Annotated in this window: 15 protein-coding genes; 3 read left to right on the forward strand and 12 right to left on the reverse strand. The window is 64.9% G+C overall.

All coding sequences use genetic code 11. The annotated features are described in order from the left end of the window. Positions 1–134: 134 nt before the first annotated feature. Together zapD and ACIGJG_RS15210 are read left to right on the forward strand one after the other, a co-directional pair. Entirely contained in the window at positions 135–893 is a 759-nt protein-coding gene (gene zapD, locus ACIGJG_RS15205; RefSeq protein ID WP_011299109.1) for a cell division protein ZapD, read from the forward strand. A gap of 4 nt (positions 894–897) precedes the next feature. Further along, the gene (locus ACIGJG_RS15210; protein WP_011299110.1) at positions 898–1,089 is read left to right on the forward strand and encodes a DNA gyrase inhibitor YacG; all 192 of its coding nucleotides are present in this window, start codon (positions 898–900) and stop codon (positions 1,087–1,089) included. 22 nt (positions 1,090–1,111) lie between these two features. Here ACIGJG_RS15210 and ACIGJG_RS15215 read toward each other — a convergent pair whose 3' ends face one another. The 5 genes from ACIGJG_RS15215 to secA form a co-directional block, all read right to left on the reverse strand. Then, a complete protein-coding gene (locus ACIGJG_RS15215) occupies positions 1,112–3,151 on the reverse strand; it encodes an OPT family oligopeptide transporter (protein ID WP_011299111.1) in 2,040 nt (679 codons plus the stop codon). Positions 3,152–3,230: 79 nt separating this feature from the next. Then, on the reverse strand, positions 3,231–3,659 hold the full coding sequence (locus tag ACIGJG_RS15220; RefSeq protein WP_140953488.1) for an NUDIX domain-containing protein: 429 nt from the start codon (positions 3,657–3,659) through the stop codon (positions 3,231–3,233). Next, complete coding sequence (locus ACIGJG_RS15225; protein WP_011299113.1) at positions 3,656–4,552, reverse strand: ATP-binding protein; 897 nt, start codon at positions 4,550–4,552, stop codon at positions 3,656–3,658. Before ACIGJG_RS15225 ends, ACIGJG_RS15220 begins: the two co-directional genes overlap by 4 nt. A 33-nt stretch (positions 4,553–4,585) precedes the next feature. After that, positions 4,586–5,812 (reverse strand): bifunctional glutamate N-acetyltransferase/amino-acid acetyltransferase ArgJ, encoded by a 1,227-nt coding sequence (gene argJ / locus ACIGJG_RS15230; protein ID WP_011299114.1) that lies wholly within the window; start codon positions 5,810–5,812, stop codon positions 4,586–4,588. Positions 5,813–5,967: 155 nt separating this feature from the next. Next, positions 5,968–8,742 carry a preprotein translocase subunit SecA gene (secA, locus tag ACIGJG_RS15235; RefSeq protein WP_483672502.1) on the reverse strand — a complete coding sequence of 925 codons (2,775 nt, stop codon included), beginning with the start codon at positions 8,740–8,742 and terminating at the stop codon, positions 5,968–5,970. Positions 8,743–9,142: 400 nt separating this feature from the next. On the opposite strand from secA, the gene ACIGJG_RS15240 reads away from it, so the two are divergent. Next, entirely contained in the window at positions 9,143–9,649 is a 507-nt protein-coding gene (locus ACIGJG_RS15240) for a DciA family protein (protein WP_140953489.1), read from the forward strand. 60 nt (positions 9,650–9,709) lie between these two features. Here the strand turns inward: ACIGJG_RS15240 and lpxC are convergent, their stop codons facing one another. The 7 genes from lpxC to murC all read right to left on the reverse strand — a co-directional run bounded on the left by lpxC (position 9,710) and on the right by murC (position 17,611). Beyond that, positions 9,710–10,627 (reverse strand): UDP-3-O-acyl-N-acetylglucosamine deacetylase, encoded by a 918-nt coding sequence (lpxC, locus tag ACIGJG_RS15245; RefSeq protein WP_011299117.1) that lies wholly within the window; start codon positions 10,625–10,627, stop codon positions 9,710–9,712. 153 nt (positions 10,628–10,780) lie between these two features. Beyond that, positions 10,781–11,287: a peroxiredoxin gene (locus tag ACIGJG_RS15250; protein ID WP_140949073.1), complete on the reverse strand. Its 507-nt coding sequence runs from the start codon at positions 11,285–11,287 to the stop codon at positions 10,781–10,783. 398 nt (positions 11,288–11,685) lie between these two features. After that, positions 11,686–12,882 carry a cell division protein FtsZ gene (ftsZ, locus tag ACIGJG_RS15255; protein ID WP_483672503.1) on the reverse strand — a complete coding sequence of 399 codons (1,197 nt, stop codon included), beginning with the start codon at positions 12,880–12,882 and terminating at the stop codon, positions 11,686–11,688. Between the two features lie 174 nt (positions 12,883–13,056). Continuing rightward, positions 13,057–14,289, reverse strand: a complete 1,233-nt coding sequence (ftsA, locus tag ACIGJG_RS15260) for a cell division protein FtsA (RefSeq protein ID WP_011299120.1) — start codon at positions 14,287–14,289, stop codon at positions 13,057–13,059. Beyond that, complete coding sequence (locus ACIGJG_RS15265) at positions 14,286–15,170, reverse strand: cell division protein FtsQ/DivIB (protein ID WP_011299121.1); 885 nt, start codon at positions 15,168–15,170, stop codon at positions 14,286–14,288. Before ACIGJG_RS15265 ends, ftsA begins: the two co-directional genes overlap by 4 nt. A 33-nt stretch (positions 15,171–15,203) precedes the next feature. Then, positions 15,204–16,187: a D-alanine--D-alanine ligase gene (locus tag ACIGJG_RS15270; protein ID WP_011299122.1), complete on the reverse strand. Its 984-nt coding sequence runs from the start codon at positions 16,185–16,187 to the stop codon at positions 15,204–15,206. Beyond that, positions 16,184–17,611 carry a UDP-N-acetylmuramate--L-alanine ligase gene (murC, locus tag ACIGJG_RS15275; RefSeq protein ID WP_011299123.1) on the reverse strand — a complete coding sequence of 476 codons (1,428 nt, stop codon included), beginning with the start codon at positions 17,609–17,611 and terminating at the stop codon, positions 16,184–16,186. Before murC ends, ACIGJG_RS15270 begins: the two co-directional genes overlap by 4 nt. Positions 17,612–17,615: the final 4 nt, after the last annotated feature.

The following is a 17,615-nucleotide window of genomic DNA, read 5'->3' on the forward strand; positions in this document are numbered from 1 at the left end:
ATAGAATGCGCTGGAACATGACGCGAAATGCGTGGAAAGCTGAATCGTCCACACATTCCTGACGTTCCCCGGGCCACGCCCGCACCGTGGCGCTCCGACCGGAGCGCCGCCAAAGCGCTGCACGGACATAGCACTTGATCCTGTACGAATATCCTTTCAACGAACGCATCAGGACACTCCTGCGCCTGGAAGACCTGTTCGATCGCCTGGATTACTTCCTCGGCCAGGAACATCCACTGCAGCACCATGTCGCGCTGACCACGCTGTTCGAGATCATTGACGTCGCCGGCCGCGCCGACCTCAAGACTGATCTGATCAAGGAACTCGAGCGCCAGCGCCAGGCGCTGACTGCGCTGCGGGTCAATCCGCAGATCGATCAGGAGGCGCTGGACGCCATCATCGGCGAGATCGAGCAAGGCATTGCCATGCTCAACCAGACTGTCGGCAAGGCGGGACAGCTGCTGACTGACAATGAGTGGCTAACGAGCATCCGCAGCCGCGCCATCATTCCGGGCGGCACGTGCGAATTCGACTTGCCGGCGTACTATGCGTGGCAGCACCGTCCGGCCGAAGAACGCCGCGCCGACATCCTGAAATGGGCCCGCCCGCTGGTCGCGCTGCGTGCCGGTACGTCCACCGTACTGCGCCTGCTGCGTGAATCGGGCCAGAGCGGCAAGGTGATCGCCACGGGCGGCAGCTACCAACAGATGCTGTCTGGCCGCAGTTACCAGCTCATGCAGGTGCACCTCGACGATTCGCTGCTGGCCTTCATCCCCGAGATGAGCGCCAACAAGTACATGCTATGGGTGCGCTTTACGCAGCAGGACGGCGACCTGCGCCCGCGTTCGGTCGATGCCGACATTCCGTTCCTGCTCAAGCTCTGCAATTTCTGAAGTCATGCCTGCCGTCGTCAAATGTCCCACCTGCGGCACCAAGGTGGAATGGATTCCCGAGAACAAGTTCCGCCCGTTTTGCTCGGAGCGCTGCAAGCAGATTGACCTGGGCGCGTGGGCGTCCGAAAAATACGTGATCGGCAGCAAGCCCGGCGAAACGCCTTCGCCGGACCTGCCTGAAGACGAGGACGACTGAGTCGTCCTGTCCTACAGCGCAGTCAGTGCGCCGCGGCCAGCACGCGGCGGTAGAACCCCACGCACACGAGCACGAACACCGCCAGCCCGAGCCATTCGGCCGTGCCGGCGAAGCCCTCGCCCACCACCGCCAGCGGCGCATCCTTGCCGGACAGGCCGATCACGGCCGCCAGCAGCACCCCGATCAGGCTTTCCCCGACGATCAGCCCCGAGGCCAGCAGCGTGCCGCGGCGTTCGGCATGTTCGAGCGCCAGCTTGACGTCGTCGCCGCGTGCGATAGCGCGGCGGCGCTCGGCGCGCAGCAGGACCCACGCCAGCACCGCCCCCACCACCAGCGCCGAACTGATGGTCGGCGGCAGGTAAATGCCGATGCCCACCGCCAGCACCGGCAAGCGTGCGGTACCGCCGCGGCGGCGCAGGATCTCGTCGATCACGATCAGCACCACGCCTAGCGCGATGCCGATCAGGATCATGTTCCAGTTGAGCTTGTGCGTGAAGATGCCGGTAGCAATGGCCGTCATCAGCGTGGCCTGCGGCGCCGCCAGAGCCTGGCCCGGATCCATGCCCGTGCGCGGCAAAGCACCCGCAAACCCGTAGGCGTTGTAGAGCAGATCCAGCACCGGCGGGATCACCGCCGCACCGACCGCGCAGCCGATCAGCAGCGCGACCTGCTGGCGCCACGGCGTCGCGCCCACAAGCCAGCCGGTCTTCAGGTCCTGCAGGTTGTCATTGGAGATGGTCGCCACCGCCAGCACGGCCGAGGTCGTGAAGATGGCGAGTGCAATGGCAAACTTGCTGCCATCGGGCGTATCGAGCAAACCGTCCGCTGTGCCGATCAGAAGGATCAGCAGCGACACCAGGATCACTGCGATGATGCCGATGCCCGAAATCGGGCTTGCCGACGAGCCCACGAGCCCGGCCATGTAGCCGCACGCGGCCGCGACCAGGAAGCCGAACACGAACGCAAACAGCACCGCGCAGCCGACCAGGCGCCAGCGTGCACCCGCATCCAGCGGCGCAGGCATCATGAAGTAGCCGAAGGTGACCGCGAGCACCACTGCCAGCACGACCGCGAGCACGCCGATCCAGCGCACCGGCATGTCCTGCTGCGTGCGCGGCACGCCGGCGCCGCCCGCCGCGCCTGCGCCCTTGATCGCGCCCAGCGAGGCACGGATGCCGTCGAGCATCGGCCTGGCCAGCGTGATCAGCGTCCAGATCGCCGCGATACCGATCGTGCCTGCGCCGATGAAGCGCACTTGCGTGCTCCACACCATGGTGCCAAATGCCTGTAGCGTGGCGCCCTCCGGGCGCGGCGTGATGGCTGTCAGCCACGGCACGGCGATGCCCCACGTCAGCAGCAGGCCGAGCAACATGGCCAGACCGCCGACGATGCCGACCAGGTAGCCCGCGCCGACCAGCGCGAGCGAGAAGCCCATCGAGAACCGCACTACCGAAGCGCCAGCGGCGAGCCACAGGTTCGCGCCCTCCGCCAGCAAGCGCAGTCCGCCTGCGGCAAAGCTGAACACGCCGGCCACGAGACCGCCGGCCATCAGGTCGGCCAGACCGGTGCCCTGCTTCTTCGCGCCCGGCGCCACATCCTGCCCTGCGCTGCCCACGCGCAGGATTTCCGCAGCGGCCACGCCCTCCGGATACGGCAGTTCGCTCTGCACCACCATTGCGTGACGCAGCGGGATGCTGAACAGCACGCCAAGCATGCCGCCGGCCGCGCAGATCGACAGCGTCTGCCAGAACGGGAAGCCCTGCCAGTGACCCAGCATCACCAGGCCCGGCAGTACGAAGATGATCGACGACAGGGTGCCCGCGGCCGAGGCCTGCGTCTGCACCATATTGTTTTCGAGGATATTGGCGCCCGGAAACAGGCGCAGCACCGCCATCGAGATGACGGCCGCCGGAATCGCCGAGGAAAAGGTCAGCCCGACCTTAAGACCCAGATAGATATTGGAGGCGGTGAACACCACCGTGATCAGCGCCCCCAGGATAATGCCGCGCAGGGTCAGCTCAGGCAGGGAAATATCGTCGGCAACGCGGTCTGCACGTAGCATACGGATCCTTTCTTGCTGTTGTTATGCCGGCGCGATCACGGGCGCCGCAGCCGCAGGGGCGCGGGTAAAGCTCGAATTGTCAGGCGGGCCGGGATTCTTCGCCCAGCCATTCGACCACCGGGATGGTGGCCGGCAGCAGCGGTTCCACCGTCACGGGGACTGTCTGCCAGGAAAAAGCCTGCCCTTCGCGGCCGACCGGGTCACCGCGCCAGGCCGTGACCTTGCAGAAATGCAGCCGCACGTAGGCGTGCGGGTAATCGTGTTCTAGCACATGCCAGCGCACGCACTCGGTAATGTCCAGGCCCAGCTCTTCATGCAACTCGCGCGCGAGCGCGGCTTCCACCGTCTCGCCCGGTTCCAGCTTGCCGCCGGGAAATTCCCAGTAGCCCTCATACGGCTTGCCGCCCGGGCGCTGCGCCAGCAGGAAGCGGCCATCGGGCTGCACCAGCACGCCCACGGCCACTTCGGTCACCTTGCGGGGCGTCGTGCTGTCTTGCGTCTGCGTCATGCGCCCTCCACATCCGCGATGAACGGCTTGCCATGCTTGCCGCCCCAGTCGCGCGCAAACTGCCACGCCACGCGGCCCGAACGCGAGCCGCGTTCGAGCGCCCAAACCAGGGCATCGCCACGCGCTGCGGCGATGTCCTCGTCGGTGCAGCCGAAGTGCTTCAGCCAGTGGCCGACGATCGACAGATACTCGTCCTGCTTGGGCGGGTAGAACGACAGCCACAGGCCGAAACGCTCGGACAGCGAGATCTTTTCCTCGACGACTTCGCCGGGATGGATTTCGCCGTCCTCGGTGTGGCGGTAGGACTCGTTGTCCTTCATGTACTCGGGCAACAGATGGCGGCGGTTCGACGTCGCGTACACAAGCACATTGTCCGACTGCGCGGCGACCGAGCCGTCCAGCGCCGACTTGAGCGCCTTGTAGCCCGACTCGCCGTCCTCGAATGACAGGTCATCGCAGAAGATCACGAAGCGCTCGGGGCGCTGCGAGACCTGCTCGACGATATCGCCGAGATCGCCGAGGTCGCTCTTGTCGACTTCCACGAGACGCAGCCCGTCCTTGACGAAGGCATTGAGACAGGCCTTGATCAGCGACGACTTGCCGGTCCCGCGCGCGCCGGTCAGCAGCACGTTGTTGGCCGGCAGCTTGTTCACGAACTGGCGCGTATTGGCGACGATGGCGTCCTTCTGGCGCTCGATGTTCTTGAGGTCGTCCAGGTGGATCGGCGGCAGTTGGCGCACCGGTTGCAGGTAGCCAATATTGCCGAACAGGCTCTGCCGCTTGCGCCAGCGGAACGCTACCGCTTCCTGCCAGTCCGCTTCCGTGAGCTGCGGCGGTAGCCACTGTTCGAGTCGGGCGAGGAAATTGTCGAGGCGAGAGGCGAGGTCAGACATGGCAGCAGAGCGTCGTTGAACAGGGGGCGATGATCAGGAACGGTAGTCCGCGTTGATCGATACGTAGTCGTGCGAGAGGTCGCAGGTCCACACCGTGGCCTCGGCGTTGCCGCGGCCCAGCGCGATGCGCACGGTGATTTCGGCCTGCTTCATCACGCGCTGGCCGTCTTCTTCCCGGTATTCGGGGTTGCGGCCGCCGTCGCGCGCGACCCAGACGTCGTCAAGCCACAGGTTGACGCGGTCGACATCGAGATCATCCACACCGGCGTAGCCGACTGCGGCCAGGATACGGCCGAGGTTGGGGTCCGAAGCGTAGAACGCGGTCTTGACCAGCGGCGAGTGGGCCACGGCATAAGCGATCTGGCGGCATTCAGCCACGTCCTTGCCGCCTTCCACGCGGATGGTCATCAGCTTGGTGGCGCCCTCGCCGTCGCGCACGATCATCTGCGCGAGTTCCTGGGCCAGGCTGGTCACGGCCTCGCGCAGCGCCTCGAAGGCCGGGCCGTCGGCGCGGTCGATCGCGGCGCCCGACTTGCCCGTGGCGATCAGCACGAAAGAATCGTTGGTCGACGTATCGCCGTCGATCGTGATGCTGTTGAACGAGTGGTCGGCCGCATGCGACACCAGCGCCTGCAGCACCGGCTGGGCCACGGCCGCGTCGGTGGCGATGAAGCCGAGCATGGTCGCCATGTTCGGGCGGATCATGCCAGCGCCCTTGCTGATACCGCTCAGCGTGACCGTCTTGCCGTCGATCTGTACCGTGCGCGACGCCGCCTTGGGCTGCGTGTCGGTGGTCATGATCGATTCCGCTGCGGCCAGCCAGTTGTCAGCCTTGGCGTTGGCGATGGCCGGTGCCAGGCCGGCGAGCAGCCGGTCCATCGGCAGTTGTTCGAGGATCACGCCGGTCGAGAACGGCAGCACCTGATTCGCGGCGATGCCCAGTTGGCCAGCCAGCGCGTCACATGTGGCACGCGCATTGGCCAGGCCGGTCTCGCCGGTCCCGGCATTGGCGTTGCCAGTGTTGATCACCAGCGCGCGAATACCCTTTCCGCCAGCAAGGTTCTCGCGGCAAACCTGCACCGGCGCGGCGCAGAAGCGGTTGCGCGTAAACACGCCAGCCACCGTGCTGCCTTCGGCCACGCGCACGACAAGCACGTCCTTGCGGTTGGCCTTGCGGATGCCGGCCTCGGCCCAGCCGAGCTCCACGCCGGCAACGGGTTTCAGGTTGTCTGCCTGCGGCAGCGGAAGATTGACGGGCATATCGGCTCCTGTCCTGTAGTCCTGTGGTCCTGCTTGACCTGTTTCTGTTCAGTCGTCAGACGAACATGCCCGCGTAGCGCGGGCATGTCGTTATCTCTTCGCCCCTTCCGCTACGGCGGCCAGGGCAATCCTGCACGGCGCGGCTGGCGCGGGGCTCAGCTCAGCTTGCCGTGGCACTGCTTGAACTTCTTGCCCGAACCGCACGGGCAAGGATCGTTGCGGCCGACCTTCGGCATGCCGGCCACCGCCATCTCGGCGGCCACCGCAGCGCCCGTGCGCAGCGACGGCACGTCCTCCACGGGCTCGCGGCCCTCGGCAAACTCGTCGTGCTTGTACTGGACGTTCTCCAGGTGCGACAGGCCTTCCTCGATCTGCTCCGAAGCCTGCTCCAGCTCTTCCGGCGACTGGATCTGCACGTTGAACGTCACGCGCGTGACTTCGTTCTTGATCACGTCCAGCAGGCGCGCGAACAGTTCGAACGACTCGCGCTTGTATTCCTGCTTCGGATCCTTCTGCGCATAGCCGCGCAGATGGATGCCCTGGCGCAGGTGGTCCAGCGCGGCCAGGTGCTCGCGCCAGTGCGAGTCGATGCTTTGCAGCATGACCGAGCGCTCGAAGCCCGCGAACGATTCGCGGCCCACCATCGCAACCTTGCCTTCGTAACGTTCTTCGGCCGCCTTGAGGATCATGTCGAGCAGCGCCTCGTCCTCGATGCTCTGAGCGCCTTCGATGGTCTTGGCCAGCGGCAGCTCCAGGCCCCAGTCCTCGCGCAGGCGCGTTTCGAGGCCGGCGATGTCCCACTGCTCTTCCATGGTGTCGGCCGCCACGTGCTCGCGGAACAGCTCGATCAGCACGCTTTCGCGCAGGTTCTTGACCATTTCGCCGACGTCATTGGCTTCGAGCACGTCGTTGCGCAGCTTGTAGATTTCCTTGCGCTGGTCGTTGGCAACGTCGTCGTACTGCAGCAGCTGCTTGCGGATGTCGAAGTTGCGGCCTTCCACCTTGCGCTGCGCCGATTCGATCGAACGCGTGACGATGCCGGCCTCGATCGGCTCACCCTCGGGCATCTTCAGGCGTTCCATGATCGCGCGCACGCGGTCGCCTGCGAAAATGCGCAGCAGTTGGTCGTCCAGCGACAGGTAGAAACGCGACGAACCCGGGTCGCCCTGGCGGCCGGCACGGCCACGCAGCTGGTTGTCGATACGGCGCGATTCATGGCGCTCGGTGCCCACGATATGCAGACCGCCGAACGACTTGACCTGCTCGTGCAGCGACTGCCATTCATCCTTGAGTTGCTGGATACGCGCGGCCTTGTCGGCGTCCGACAGGTTCGGGTCAATCTCGACAAAGCCTGCCTGCTTCTCCACGTTGCCGCCGAGCACGATGTCGGTACCGCGGCCCGCCATGTTGGTCGCGATGGTGATCATCTTGGGCCGGCCGGCCTGGGCCACGATCTCGGCTTCGCGCTCGTGCTGCTTGGCGTTGAGCACCTGGTGCGGCAGCTTTTCCTTGTTGAGCAGGTCCGACAGGTATTCGGACGTCTCGATCGAGGTCGTGCCGACCAGCACCGGCTGGCCACGGTCGTAGCAGTCGCGGATATCGCGCACGACGGCGTCGTAGCGTTCCTTCGACGTCTTGTAGATCTGGTCCTGCAGGTCCTTGCGCTGCGCCGCGCGGTTGGTCGGGATCACGACCACTTCCAGGCCGTAGATCTCCTGGAATTCGTAGGCTTCCGTGTCAGCCGTGCCGGTCATGCCGGCCAGCTTGGTGTACATGCGGAAGTAGTTCTGGAAGGTGATGGTCGCCAGCGTCTGGTTTTCCTGCTGGATCGACACGCCTTCCTTGGCTTCCACGGCCTGGTGCAGACCGTCGGACCAGCGGCGGCCCGTCATCAGGCGGCCCGTGAATTCGTCGACGATCACGACTTCGTCGTTCTGCACCACGTAGTGCTGGTCGCGATGGAACAGGCTGTGCGCGCGCAGGGCCGCGTACAGGTGGTGCATCAGCGTGATGTTCTGCGGTGCGTAGAGCGATTCGCCCTCGCCGATCAGGCCTTGCTGCGCCAGGATCTCTTCCGCCTTTTCGTGGCCAGCCTCGGTCAGGTAGACCTGGTGGCCCTTTTCATCCACGTAGTAGTCGCCCGGCTTCTCGACGCCCGTGCCGTCGGCCTTTTCCTCGCCGATCTGGCGCTCGAGCAGCCTCGGGATGCCGTTCATGCGCTGGTACAGGTCGGTGTGGTTCTCGGCCTGGCCCGAGATGATCAGCGGCGTACGCGCCTCGTCGATCAGGATCGAGTCCACTTCATCGACGATCGCGTAGTTCAGCGGACGCTGCACGCGCTGCGACGGGTCATAGACCATGTTGTCGCGCAGGTAGTCGAAGCCGAACTCGTTGTTGGTGCCGTAGGTGATGTCGGCGTTGTACGCGGCCTGCTTCTGGTCATGCGCCATCTGCGACAGGTTCACGCCCACCGACAGGCCCAGGTAGTTGTACAGGCGCCCCATCCACTCGGCATCGCGCTGGGCCAGGTAATCGTTGACGGTCACCACGTGCACGCCCTTGCCGGTGATGGCATTGAGGTACACGGCCAGCGTCGCGGTCAGCGTCTTGCCTTCGCCGGTGCGCATTTCGGCGATCTTGTTGTCATTGAGCACCATGCCGCCGATCAGCTGCACGTCGAAGTGGCGCATCTTCATGATGCGCTTGCTGGCCTCGCGGCACACGGCAAACGCCTCGGGCAGCAGCGACTCGAGCGACTCGCCGCCAGCGTGGCGCTGCCGGAAGGTCTCGGTCATGCCGCGCAGTTGGTCGTCCGAGAGCTGCTCGAACTTGGGCTCCAGCGCGTTGATCTGCTCCACCGTGCGGCGGTATTGTTTGATCAGCCGTTCATTACGGCTGCCGAAGACTTTCTTGAGAAGGCCCGTGATCATCGAGTGCTTTCACCTGCGCGGTCCGGACCGGCGACCCATGGATAGGCAGCCCCAGCCGTGCCAGGCATGGATAGATTGGCGCAAAACGCCGAGTTTATCATGTGCCGGGGTCGCGGCCGGGACAGCGGCCGCCGTGTTGCCAACACCCCGGCAAGCCCCGGCGCGACGTGGATTTATTGACAGATCGGGGCGGATCGGCAAGGTTCAATCACCCGTTGCCAAACGGATTGCGGCGGCGGTCGCGGAAGTCCACCTGACCCGACACGAAATCGTGCCGCTTGCGTGACACGCTGTTCACATGGACCTTCAAATGCAGGCGGGCCGGTCGAGCGGCATCGCCTGCTGCGGACGGAAGGGGCCATGCCGGAACACCAGCCTGCCAAGTTGTTAAAATGTGTTGATGCGCCTGTTCACCCACCACGCCCTGCAGACTCCGGCAGCCAAGCCTCTCAATGACTGGCTGGCCAAGGCCGGACCTGTCTCCGCGCTGATGCAGACCGCGCGGGAGCTGGCTTCGCTGGAAGCGGAGGTGCTGTCGTTGCTGCCGCCTGGCATGCGCAACGGCATTGCCGTTGCCGGCGTCAAGCGCGACGGGCGGGGACCTCAGCAGGAACAGGTGCTGCTGTTGCTGGCCGCGCATGGCGCGGCGGCGGCGCGTGTGCGCCAAGTGGTGCCGACGTTGCTGTCCCGCCTGCAGGAGCGGGGCTCGCAGGTCAGTGCCATCCGGGTACGGGTACAACCAGAGGCGACGCGGCACAGTGACTGGGATACCGGGCCTGTGGTGCGGCCGCGGACCAACGGGAAGATGACCGCGGTCGGGCTGGCCAGCCTCGACGAACTGGCGCGCAGTTTGCCGCCGTCACCGTTACAGGACGCGCTAAAGACCTTGCTGTCGCATCATCGCTAGGACCACAGAAACAAAAAACCGGCCTTCTGGCCGGTTTTTTGTTTTCGGTGCCGGCCCCGATCAGGCAAACGCCGGCTGCACCTGCGGCAGGAACGCAACGGGCGCGTCCTCCATGCGATCGAACGTCACTACCTCATACGCTTCCTGGTCAGCCAGCAACGCACGCAGCAACTGGTTGTTCAACCCGTGACCCGACTTGTGCGCCACATAAGCGCCAATCAGCGGATGGCCGACCACATACAGGTCACCGATCGCATCCAGGATCTTGTGGCGCACGAACTCATCGCCATAGCGCAGCTCTTCGTTGTTGAGCATGCGGTGTTCATCCAGCACGATCGCATTGTCGAGACTGCCGCCACGTGCCAGTCCCATCTCACGCAAGGCTTCCACTTCATGGGCGAAGCCAAAGGTCCGCGCACGCGCGATTTCACGCACGTAGCTGGTATCGGCGAAATCGATCTCGAAGTTCTGGCCAGTCTTGTCGACCGCCGGATGACGAAAGTCGATCGTGAACGACAGCTTGAAGCCAAAGAACGGCTCCAGGCGCGCCAGCTTGTCGCCCTCGCGCACTTCCACGGCCTTTTTCACGCGGATGAAACGCTTGGCGGCATTCTGCTGTTCGATGCCAGCCGATTGCAGCAGGAACACGAAGGAAGCCGCGCTGCCGTCCATGATCGGGATTTCTTCGGCGTCGACATCGACATAGAGGTTGTCGATGCCCAAGCCGGCACAGGCCGACATCAGATGCTCGACCGTCGACACACGCGCACCATCCTTCTGCAACACCGACGCAAGGCGCGTGTCGCCGATGGCGCCGGCAGCGGCGGGGATTTCGACGGCTTCGGGCAGGTCCACGCGGGTAAAGACGATACCGGTGTCGGCCGGTGCCGGCCGCAGGGTCAGCGTCACTTTGCGACCCGAGTGCAGACCGATGCCGACCGTCTTCACCAGGGACTTGATGGTGCGCTGTTTGAGCATGGCGGCCTCAGTAATTATTAAAACCTATCAGGTTTCATATTCGATTAAGTGATTTTACCACTGCTAGGGAAATCCCGCTAAGACACTTTGTTTCGGTGTGTTAATACATGCACATGACGTGTCATTTGCGACACACCGAATTGAGAATCTGTGTCAGCCGCGCAACGCCTCTAGCATCGCTTCGGCGCTGCTGACCTTGAACTCGCCGGGCGCCTCGACTTGAAGGTGGGTCACGACGCCATCGTCCAGCACCATGGCGTACCGCTTGGAGCGGACGCCCATGCCGCGCGCCGACAAATCCTGGTCAAGACCCAGCGCACGGGTCCATTCTGCGCTTCCGTCGGCCATCATGCGCACCTTGCCTTCAGTGTGCTGTTCGCGGCCCCAGGCGCCCATCACGAACGCGTCGTTGACCGAAACACACCAGACTTCGTCCACGCCCGCGTCGCGCAGCGCCTGTGCTTCGGCCACGTAGCCGGGCACATGCTTGGCCGAGCAAGTCGGCGTGAACGCGCCAGGCAAGGCGAAGACCACGATCTTGCGACCCTTGACGAGGTCCGAGACGCTGAAGGCATTGGGGCCGAGCGAGCAGCCTTCGCTCTGGGTATCGAAGAATTCCTGCAGCGTGGCGTCCGGCACGCGTTGTCCGACAGCGATCATGGTGGGTGACTTCCTGTCAAAAAGGAGGGATCTGAAAGCCTGCCGGCAATCATAGGCGCCATGGCGCGCTCGTCCAAGGCCGATGACATCCGGTGGCATTTCGATACAGCTTGCTACAAAAAACGTCCGCGCGGCGCGCCTTGCAGCGCGCCGCGCGGACGACGACACATCCCGACCGGGAGGGCGGGAACCAGTCCGGGGAGGCGGCCAGCGGCCGCCCGTCCCGGCGACAGGATGTGAACGGAGGCGGTTCAGCGCGGACGCGGCATCACCGGCAGCCCGGGCGGGTCACACATCCATGCAAGGCACGCGCGGATAGGGAGCGCTGCGTGCTTCGCGACAAGGACGTGCAATCCGACAGGGACCGGCCCTGCGATGCTGGATCCGGCCGCTCCGGCTCAGTCTGCCTGCTTGCGCAGGAAGGCCGGGATATCGTACGTATCCACACCCTTTTCCTGCAGCGCCGCCACGTGGGCCGACGCCGATTCACGCGAGCTGCGCCACACGGCCGGGGTATCCAGGCCGCTGTAGTCCGGCGAGCTGTGGTGCGTGGTCGGGGCTGCCGCCATGCCGGCCATCATCTGCACCGGCATGTTGTCGGTACCGGTCTTCAGCAGCGTCATCGGTTGCTGCTTCTTAGCCGAACGGCCCAGGCCCGTCGCCACAACAGTAACGCGCAGTGCATCGCCCATTGCATCGTCGTACACCGTACCAAAGATCACGGTCGCATCTTCCGCGGCGTAGCTGCGGATGGTGTTCATGACTTCCTTGGTTTCCGACAGCTTGAGCGAACGGCTGGCCGTGATGTTGACCAGCACGCCGCGCGCACCGGACAGATCCACGCCTTCCAGCAGCGGGCTGGCCACGGCCTGCTCGGCAGCCAGGCGGGCGCGGTCCACGCCCGACACGGTCGCCGTGCCCATCATGGCCTTGCCCTGCTCGCCCATCACCGTCTTCACGTCTTCGAAGTCGACGTTCACCAGGCCATCGACATTGATGATTTCGGCGATGCCGGCCACGGCGTTGTGCAGCACGTCGTCGGCGCACTGGAAGCACTTGTCCATCTCGGCGTCATCGCCCATGACTTCGAAGAGCTTCTCGTTGAGCACGACGATCAGCGAGTCGACCGAGCTTTCCAGCTCGCTCGAACCGTGTTCGGCCACCTTGGCGCGGCGTGCGCCTTCGAAGTCGAACGGCTTGCTGACCACGCCCACGGTCAGGATGCCCATTTCCTTGGCCACCTGAGCGACGATCGGCGCGGCGCCGGTACCGGTGCCGCCGCCCATGCCGGCAGTGATGAAGACCATGTGCGCACCGCGCAGTGCGTCCGCGATCTGCTCGCGGGCCTGCTCGGCGCAGTTGCGGCCGACTTCCGGCTTGGCGCCGGCACCCAGGCCCGAATTGCCGAGCTGCAGCACGCGCGAAGCGGTCGAGCGCTTCAGCGCCTGCGCGTCGGTGTTCATGCAGATGAACTCCACACCTTGCACGCCGCGGCTGATCATGTGCTGCACGGCATTGCCGCCCGCGCCGCCCACACCAACCACTTTGATGATGGTGCCGTCCATCACTTCCGTTTCGATCATGTCAAAGTCCATCACTGCCTCCGAGAAAAATCAGTCCCCAGACGTTGCAGCCTCCCCGCCGCAACCGCTGGTTCCTGAACAAGAAACCAATTAAAAGAAACCGTTCACTTCAACGCGCCATCCCCGTCCAGGTAGACAAGAACGACAAGGGCAGCGCGACTTTCCTTTTGTCAGACAAGCTTCACGTCAGAAGTTGCCGACAAACCATTCCTTCATGCGGCCCCACACCTGCTTGACCGAGCCGCTCTGCACAGCCACCTTTCGTCCGCGCATGCGCTGCACGCGGCCTTCGAGCAACAGACCCATCACCGTTGAGTAGCGCGGGCTCTTCACCACCTCATGCAGGTTGCCGCGGTACTCAGGCACGCCCACACGAACCGGTTTCAGGAAGATGTCCTCGCCGAGCTCGACCATGCCCGGCATCATCGCCGTGCCGCCGGTGATCACCACGCCGGACGACAGCAGCTCCTCATAGCCCGATTCACGCACCACCTGGTGCACCAGCGAATACAGTTCCTCGATACGCGGCTCGATCACCGCCGCCAGCGCCTGGCGCGACAGCGTGCGCGTGCCGCGGTCGCCCACGCCGGGCACCTCGATCATGTCTTCCGGATCGGCAATGGCCTGCTTGGCGATGCCGTACTGCACCTTGATGTCCTCGGCATCCGGCGTCGGCGTGCGCAGCGCCATCGCGATGTCGTTGGTGATCTGGTCGCCGGCGATCGGGATCACGGCCGTATGGCGGATCGCGCCCTCGCTGAAGATCGCGATGTCGGTGGTGCCGCCGCCGATGTCGACGAGCACCACGCCCAGTTCCTTCTCGTCCTCGGTCAGCACCGCCAGGCTCGACGCCAGCGGCTGCAGGATCAGGTCATGCACTTCCAGGCCGCAGCGGCGCACGCACTTGACGATGTTCTGCGCCGCGCTCACCGCGCCGGTGACGATATGCACCTTCACTTCCAGCCGGATGCCGCTCATGCCGATCGGCTCGCGCACGTCTTCCTGGCCGTCGATGATGAATTCCTGCGTGAGGATATGCAGGATCTGCTGGTCGGTCGGGATATTGACCGCCTTCGCGGTCTCGATCACGCGCGCCACGTCGGTCTGCGTGACCTCCTTGTCCTTGATGGCCACCATGCCGCTCGAATTGAAGCTGCGGATATGGCTGCCGGCAATGCCGGTGAACACCTCGGCAATCTTGCAGTCGGCCATCAGCTCGGCCTCTTCCAGCGCCTTCTGGATCGACTGCACGGTGGCCTCGATATTGACCACGACCCCTTTCTTCAGACCCTTGGACTCTGACTGGCCCATCCCGATCACCTCGTAGCTGCCGTCGGGGCGCAGTTCCGCCACCACGGCGGCCACCTTCGAGGTGCCGATGTCGAGACCGACTAGTAGGTCCTTGTATTCCTTGCTCATCGGGTTTTCTCCGCGTTCTTGCTCTTCAGTCGCGTCGGATTGTTAGTGGAAGTACCAGTTGCTGTGGATCCCTTGCCTGCCGCCGCAGCCTTCGCCGCCGCCGCAGCCTGCGCGTCGGTCAGGAAGCGCGCGCTGGCCGTGCGGATCGCGAACCCGTTCGGGTAACGCAGGTCCGCGTAGTCGATCTGCTTGCCCCACTGCTCGGTGACCTGCGGCCACGCGGCGACAAAACGCTTCACGCGCTGTTCCATCGCTGCGCGCTCTTCATCGTTCTGCTCCCGGCCCAGCTCGACCACCATGCCGTTGGAAAGCTTGGTGCGCCATGCATAGCGCCCGGACAGCGCCACCGACAGCGGTTCGGCCTTGAGCGGCTTGAACCATTCGCGCATGACTTCAAGTTTCTCGATCACGTCGCCTTCGCTGTCGGGCGGACCGTCGAGCGCCAGCAGCTGGGCGTCCTCCTCGGCCTCCGCGGTATTGGCGACGAACACCTCTCCATAGGTATTGATCAGCCTGCCGCTGTCTGCCGCCCCCCAGGTGCCCAACGCTTCGTGTTCCTCGACTTCCACGGCCAGCCCGTTGGGCCATTCGCGCCGCACGCTTGCGCGCCGCACCCAAGGCACCGACTCGAACACCTGCCGTGCCGCGTTCAGGTCGAGCGTGAAGAAGTTGCCGGTCAGCTTGCCCAGCGCATTGGACCGCACGCTCGGCGCGTTGACGTGGCGCAGTGCGCCGCCGTCCATCGACGCCACCACGACATGGGTAATGGCGAACACCGGCCGCTGCGCCAGCCACAGCAAACCGGCCGCAAGCGCCATCAGCGCCACCAGCGCGTACAGCGCGGAAGCGATCAGGTTGAGCAGGCGTGCGTTATGCCACATGTTCCAGGGTCGTCCGGTATGGTCTTGCCAGGGTTATTCGGGTTTCCAGTGTTCGTTCGGATGCAGGTCCAGCGTCGCGGCGGCCACCACCTGCATGACGAAGTCCTCATAGCTGATGCCAGCCGCGCGCGCGGCCATCGGCACGAGCGAATGGCCGGTCATGCCAGGCGAGGTATTCATCTCAAGCAGGAAAGGCTTGCCGTCGGCGCGCAGCATCACGTCCGCACGCGCCCAGCCACGGCAGCCCAGCACGCGGTAGGCCTGCACCGCCAGTTGCTGCACCTCGCGCTCGACTTCAGCACTCAGGCCTGACGGACACAGATATTGGGTATCGTCAGTAAAGTACTTATTTTGATAGTCATAGTTAGAATCCGGCGCGACGATGCGAATCACCGGCAGCGCTTCAGCCGTAGCGCCCTCCCCTACCAGCGGGCAGGTCAGCTCGGCGCCGTCAATGAAGGTCTCTGCAATGACGTCGTTGTCGAGCGCGGCAGCCTTCTCGAATGCCTCGCGCATCTGCGACGCATCGGTGACCTTGCTCAGACCGATCGACGAGCCTTCGCGCGCCGGCTTGACGATCAGCGGCAGGCCGAGATCGGCGACGACTGCATCGAAGTCCGTATCGGCATAGAGCATCGCGAAACGCGGCGTGGACAGGTCATGCGTCATCCACAGGCGCTTGGTCGCCTGCTTGTCCATGGCCAGCGCCGACGCCAGCACGCCGCTGCCGGTGTAGGGCACGCCGAGCTGCTCGAGCAGGCCCTGCATGGTGCCGTCCTCGCCGTAGCGGCCGTGCAGCGCGATGAAGACGCGGTCGAAGCCGGCCGCGGCCAGTTCGGCCACGCTCTGCGTGGCCGGGTCAAAGCCGTGCGCATCCACGCCGCGCGACTGCAGCGCGGCCAGCACGCCGCTGCCGGACATCAGCGAAATCTCGCGCTCGGCCGAGCGGCCGCCATACAGCACGCCGACCTTGCCCAGCGATTTCGGGTCGATCTTGGGATTGGCGACGAAGCTCATGCCGCACCTCCCGCCTGCAGCGGCTGCTGGTGCGAGACCACCTGTCCCGGTACCGCGCCGATCGAGCCGGCTCCCATCGTTACGACCACGTCGCCAGGCCTGGCGGCATTCATGATGGCCTGCGGCATCTCTTCCATCTGCTCCACGAAAACAGGTTCTACCTTGGCCGCCACGCGCAGCGCACGGGTCAGCGCGCGGCCATCGGCCGCGACGATCGGCGCTTCGCCGGCGGCATAGACCTCGGCCAGCAACAACGCATCAACGGTGCCGAGCACCTTGACGAAATCCTCGAAGCAATCGCGCGTGCGCGTGAAACGGTGCGGCTGGAACGCCAGCACCAGGCGGCGGCCCGGGAACGCGCCGCGCGCGGCGGAGAGCGTAGCGGCCATTTCCACCGGGTGGTGCCCGTAGTCGTCGACCAGCGTGAACGTGCCGGTGCCATCCGCCGTGGCCACTTCGCCGTAGCGCTGGAAGCGGCGTCCTACGCCGTGGAACTCGCGCAGCGCCTTGACGATCGCGGCGTCCGGGACTTCCAGTTCCGTCGCAATCGCGATCGCGGCCAGCGCGTTCTGCACGTTGTGCAGGCCGGGCAGGTTCAGCACCACGTCGAGTGGCGGTTCGGCATGGCCGTTGAGGTGGCGCAGCACGGTGAAATGCATCTGGCCATCGACTGCGCGCGCATTGACAGCGCGGATCTGTGCATCCTCGGCAAAGCCATAGCGCACGACAGGCTTGGACACGAATGGCAGAATCTCGCGCACGTTCGGATCGTCCACGCACAGCACGGCGATGCCGTAGAACGGCAGGCGCTGCGTGAATTCGATGAACGCCTGCTTGAGCCGAGCGAAGTCGTGCCCGTAGGTGTCCATGTGGTCGGCATCGATGTTCGTGATGACTTCGATGACCGGGAACAGGTTCAGGAACGAGGCATCGGATTCATCGGCTTCGGCCACGATGAAATCGCCCGTGCCCAGGCGCGCATTAGCACCCGCGGAATTCAGGCGGCCGCCGATCACGAAGGTCGGGTCGAGCCCGCCCTCGGCCAGCACCGACGCCACCAGGCTCGTGGTCGTGGTCTTGCCGTGCGTGCCGGCAATGGCGACGCCCTGCTTCAGGCGCATCAACTCGGCCAGCATCACCGCGCGCGGCACCACCGGGATACGCTTGCTGCGGGCGGCCAGCACTTCGGGGTTGTCCCCGCTCACGGCCGTGGAAACCACCACGGCGTTCGCACCGGCGATGTTCGCCGCGTCATGCCCGTGCATGACCGTGGCACCGAGCGAAGCCAGGCGCCGCGTGGCGGCGTTGCTGCCCACATCGGAACCCGAGACCTTGTAGCCCAGGTTCAGCAGGACCTCCGCGATGCCGCTCATGCCGGCGCCGCCGATGCCTACGAAGTGGATGTTTTTGACGATATGCTTCATTGAG

The sequence above is a fragment of the Cupriavidus sp. C1SS-2L genome (genome assembly GCF_057073735.1).

Bases quoted from the DNA above. Each gene is read 5' to 3' on its own strand.
- ACIGJG_RS15215 (WP_011299111.1), bottom strand. From the start codon at position 3,151: ATGCTACGTGCAGACCGCGTTGCCGACGATATTTCCCTGCCTGAGCTG.
- ACIGJG_RS15225 (WP_011299113.1), bottom strand. From the start codon at position 4,552: ATGTCTGACCTCGCCTCTCGCCTCGACAATTTCCTCGCCCGACTCGAA.
- murC (WP_011299123.1), bottom strand. From the start codon at position 17,611: ATGAAGCATATCGTCAAAAACATCCACTTCGTAGGCATCGGCGGCGCC.
- ACIGJG_RS15210 (WP_011299110.1), top strand. From the start codon at position 898: ATGCCTGCCGTCGTCAAATGTCCCACCTGCGGCACCAAGGTGGAATGG.
- ACIGJG_RS15270 (WP_011299122.1), bottom strand. From the start codon at position 16,187: ATGAGCTTCGTCGCCAATCCCAAGATCGACCCGAAATCGCTGGGCAAG.
- ACIGJG_RS15220 (WP_140953488.1), bottom strand. From the start codon at position 3,659: ATGACGCAGACGCAAGACAGCACGACGCCCCGCAAGGTGACCGAAGTG.
- ACIGJG_RS15240 (WP_140953489.1), top strand. From the start codon at position 9,143: ATGCGCCTGTTCACCCACCACGCCCTGCAGACTCCGGCAGCCAAGCCT.
- ACIGJG_RS15265 (WP_011299121.1), bottom strand. From the start codon at position 15,170: ATGTGGCATAACGCACGCCTGCTCAACCTGATCGCTTCCGCGCTGTAC.
- lpxC (WP_011299117.1), bottom strand. From the start codon at position 10,627: ATGCTCAAACAGCGCACCATCAAGTCCCTGGTGAAGACGGTCGGCATC.
- ACIGJG_RS15250 (WP_140949073.1), bottom strand. From the start codon at position 11,287: ATGATCGCTGTCGGACAACGCGTGCCGGACGCCACGCTGCAGGAATTC.
- ftsA (WP_011299120.1), bottom strand. From the start codon at position 14,289: ATGAGCAAGGAATACAAGGACCTACTAGTCGGTCTCGACATCGGCACC.
- argJ (WP_011299114.1), bottom strand. From the start codon at position 5,812: ATGCCCGTCAATCTTCCGCTGCCGCAGGCAGACAACCTGAAACCCGTT.
- ftsZ (WP_483672503.1), bottom strand. From the start codon at position 12,882: ATGGACTTTGACATGATCGAAACGGAAGTGATGGACGGCACCATCATC.
- secA (WP_483672502.1), bottom strand. From the start codon at position 8,742: ATGATCACGGGCCTTCTCAAGAAAGTCTTCGGCAGCCGTAATGAACGG.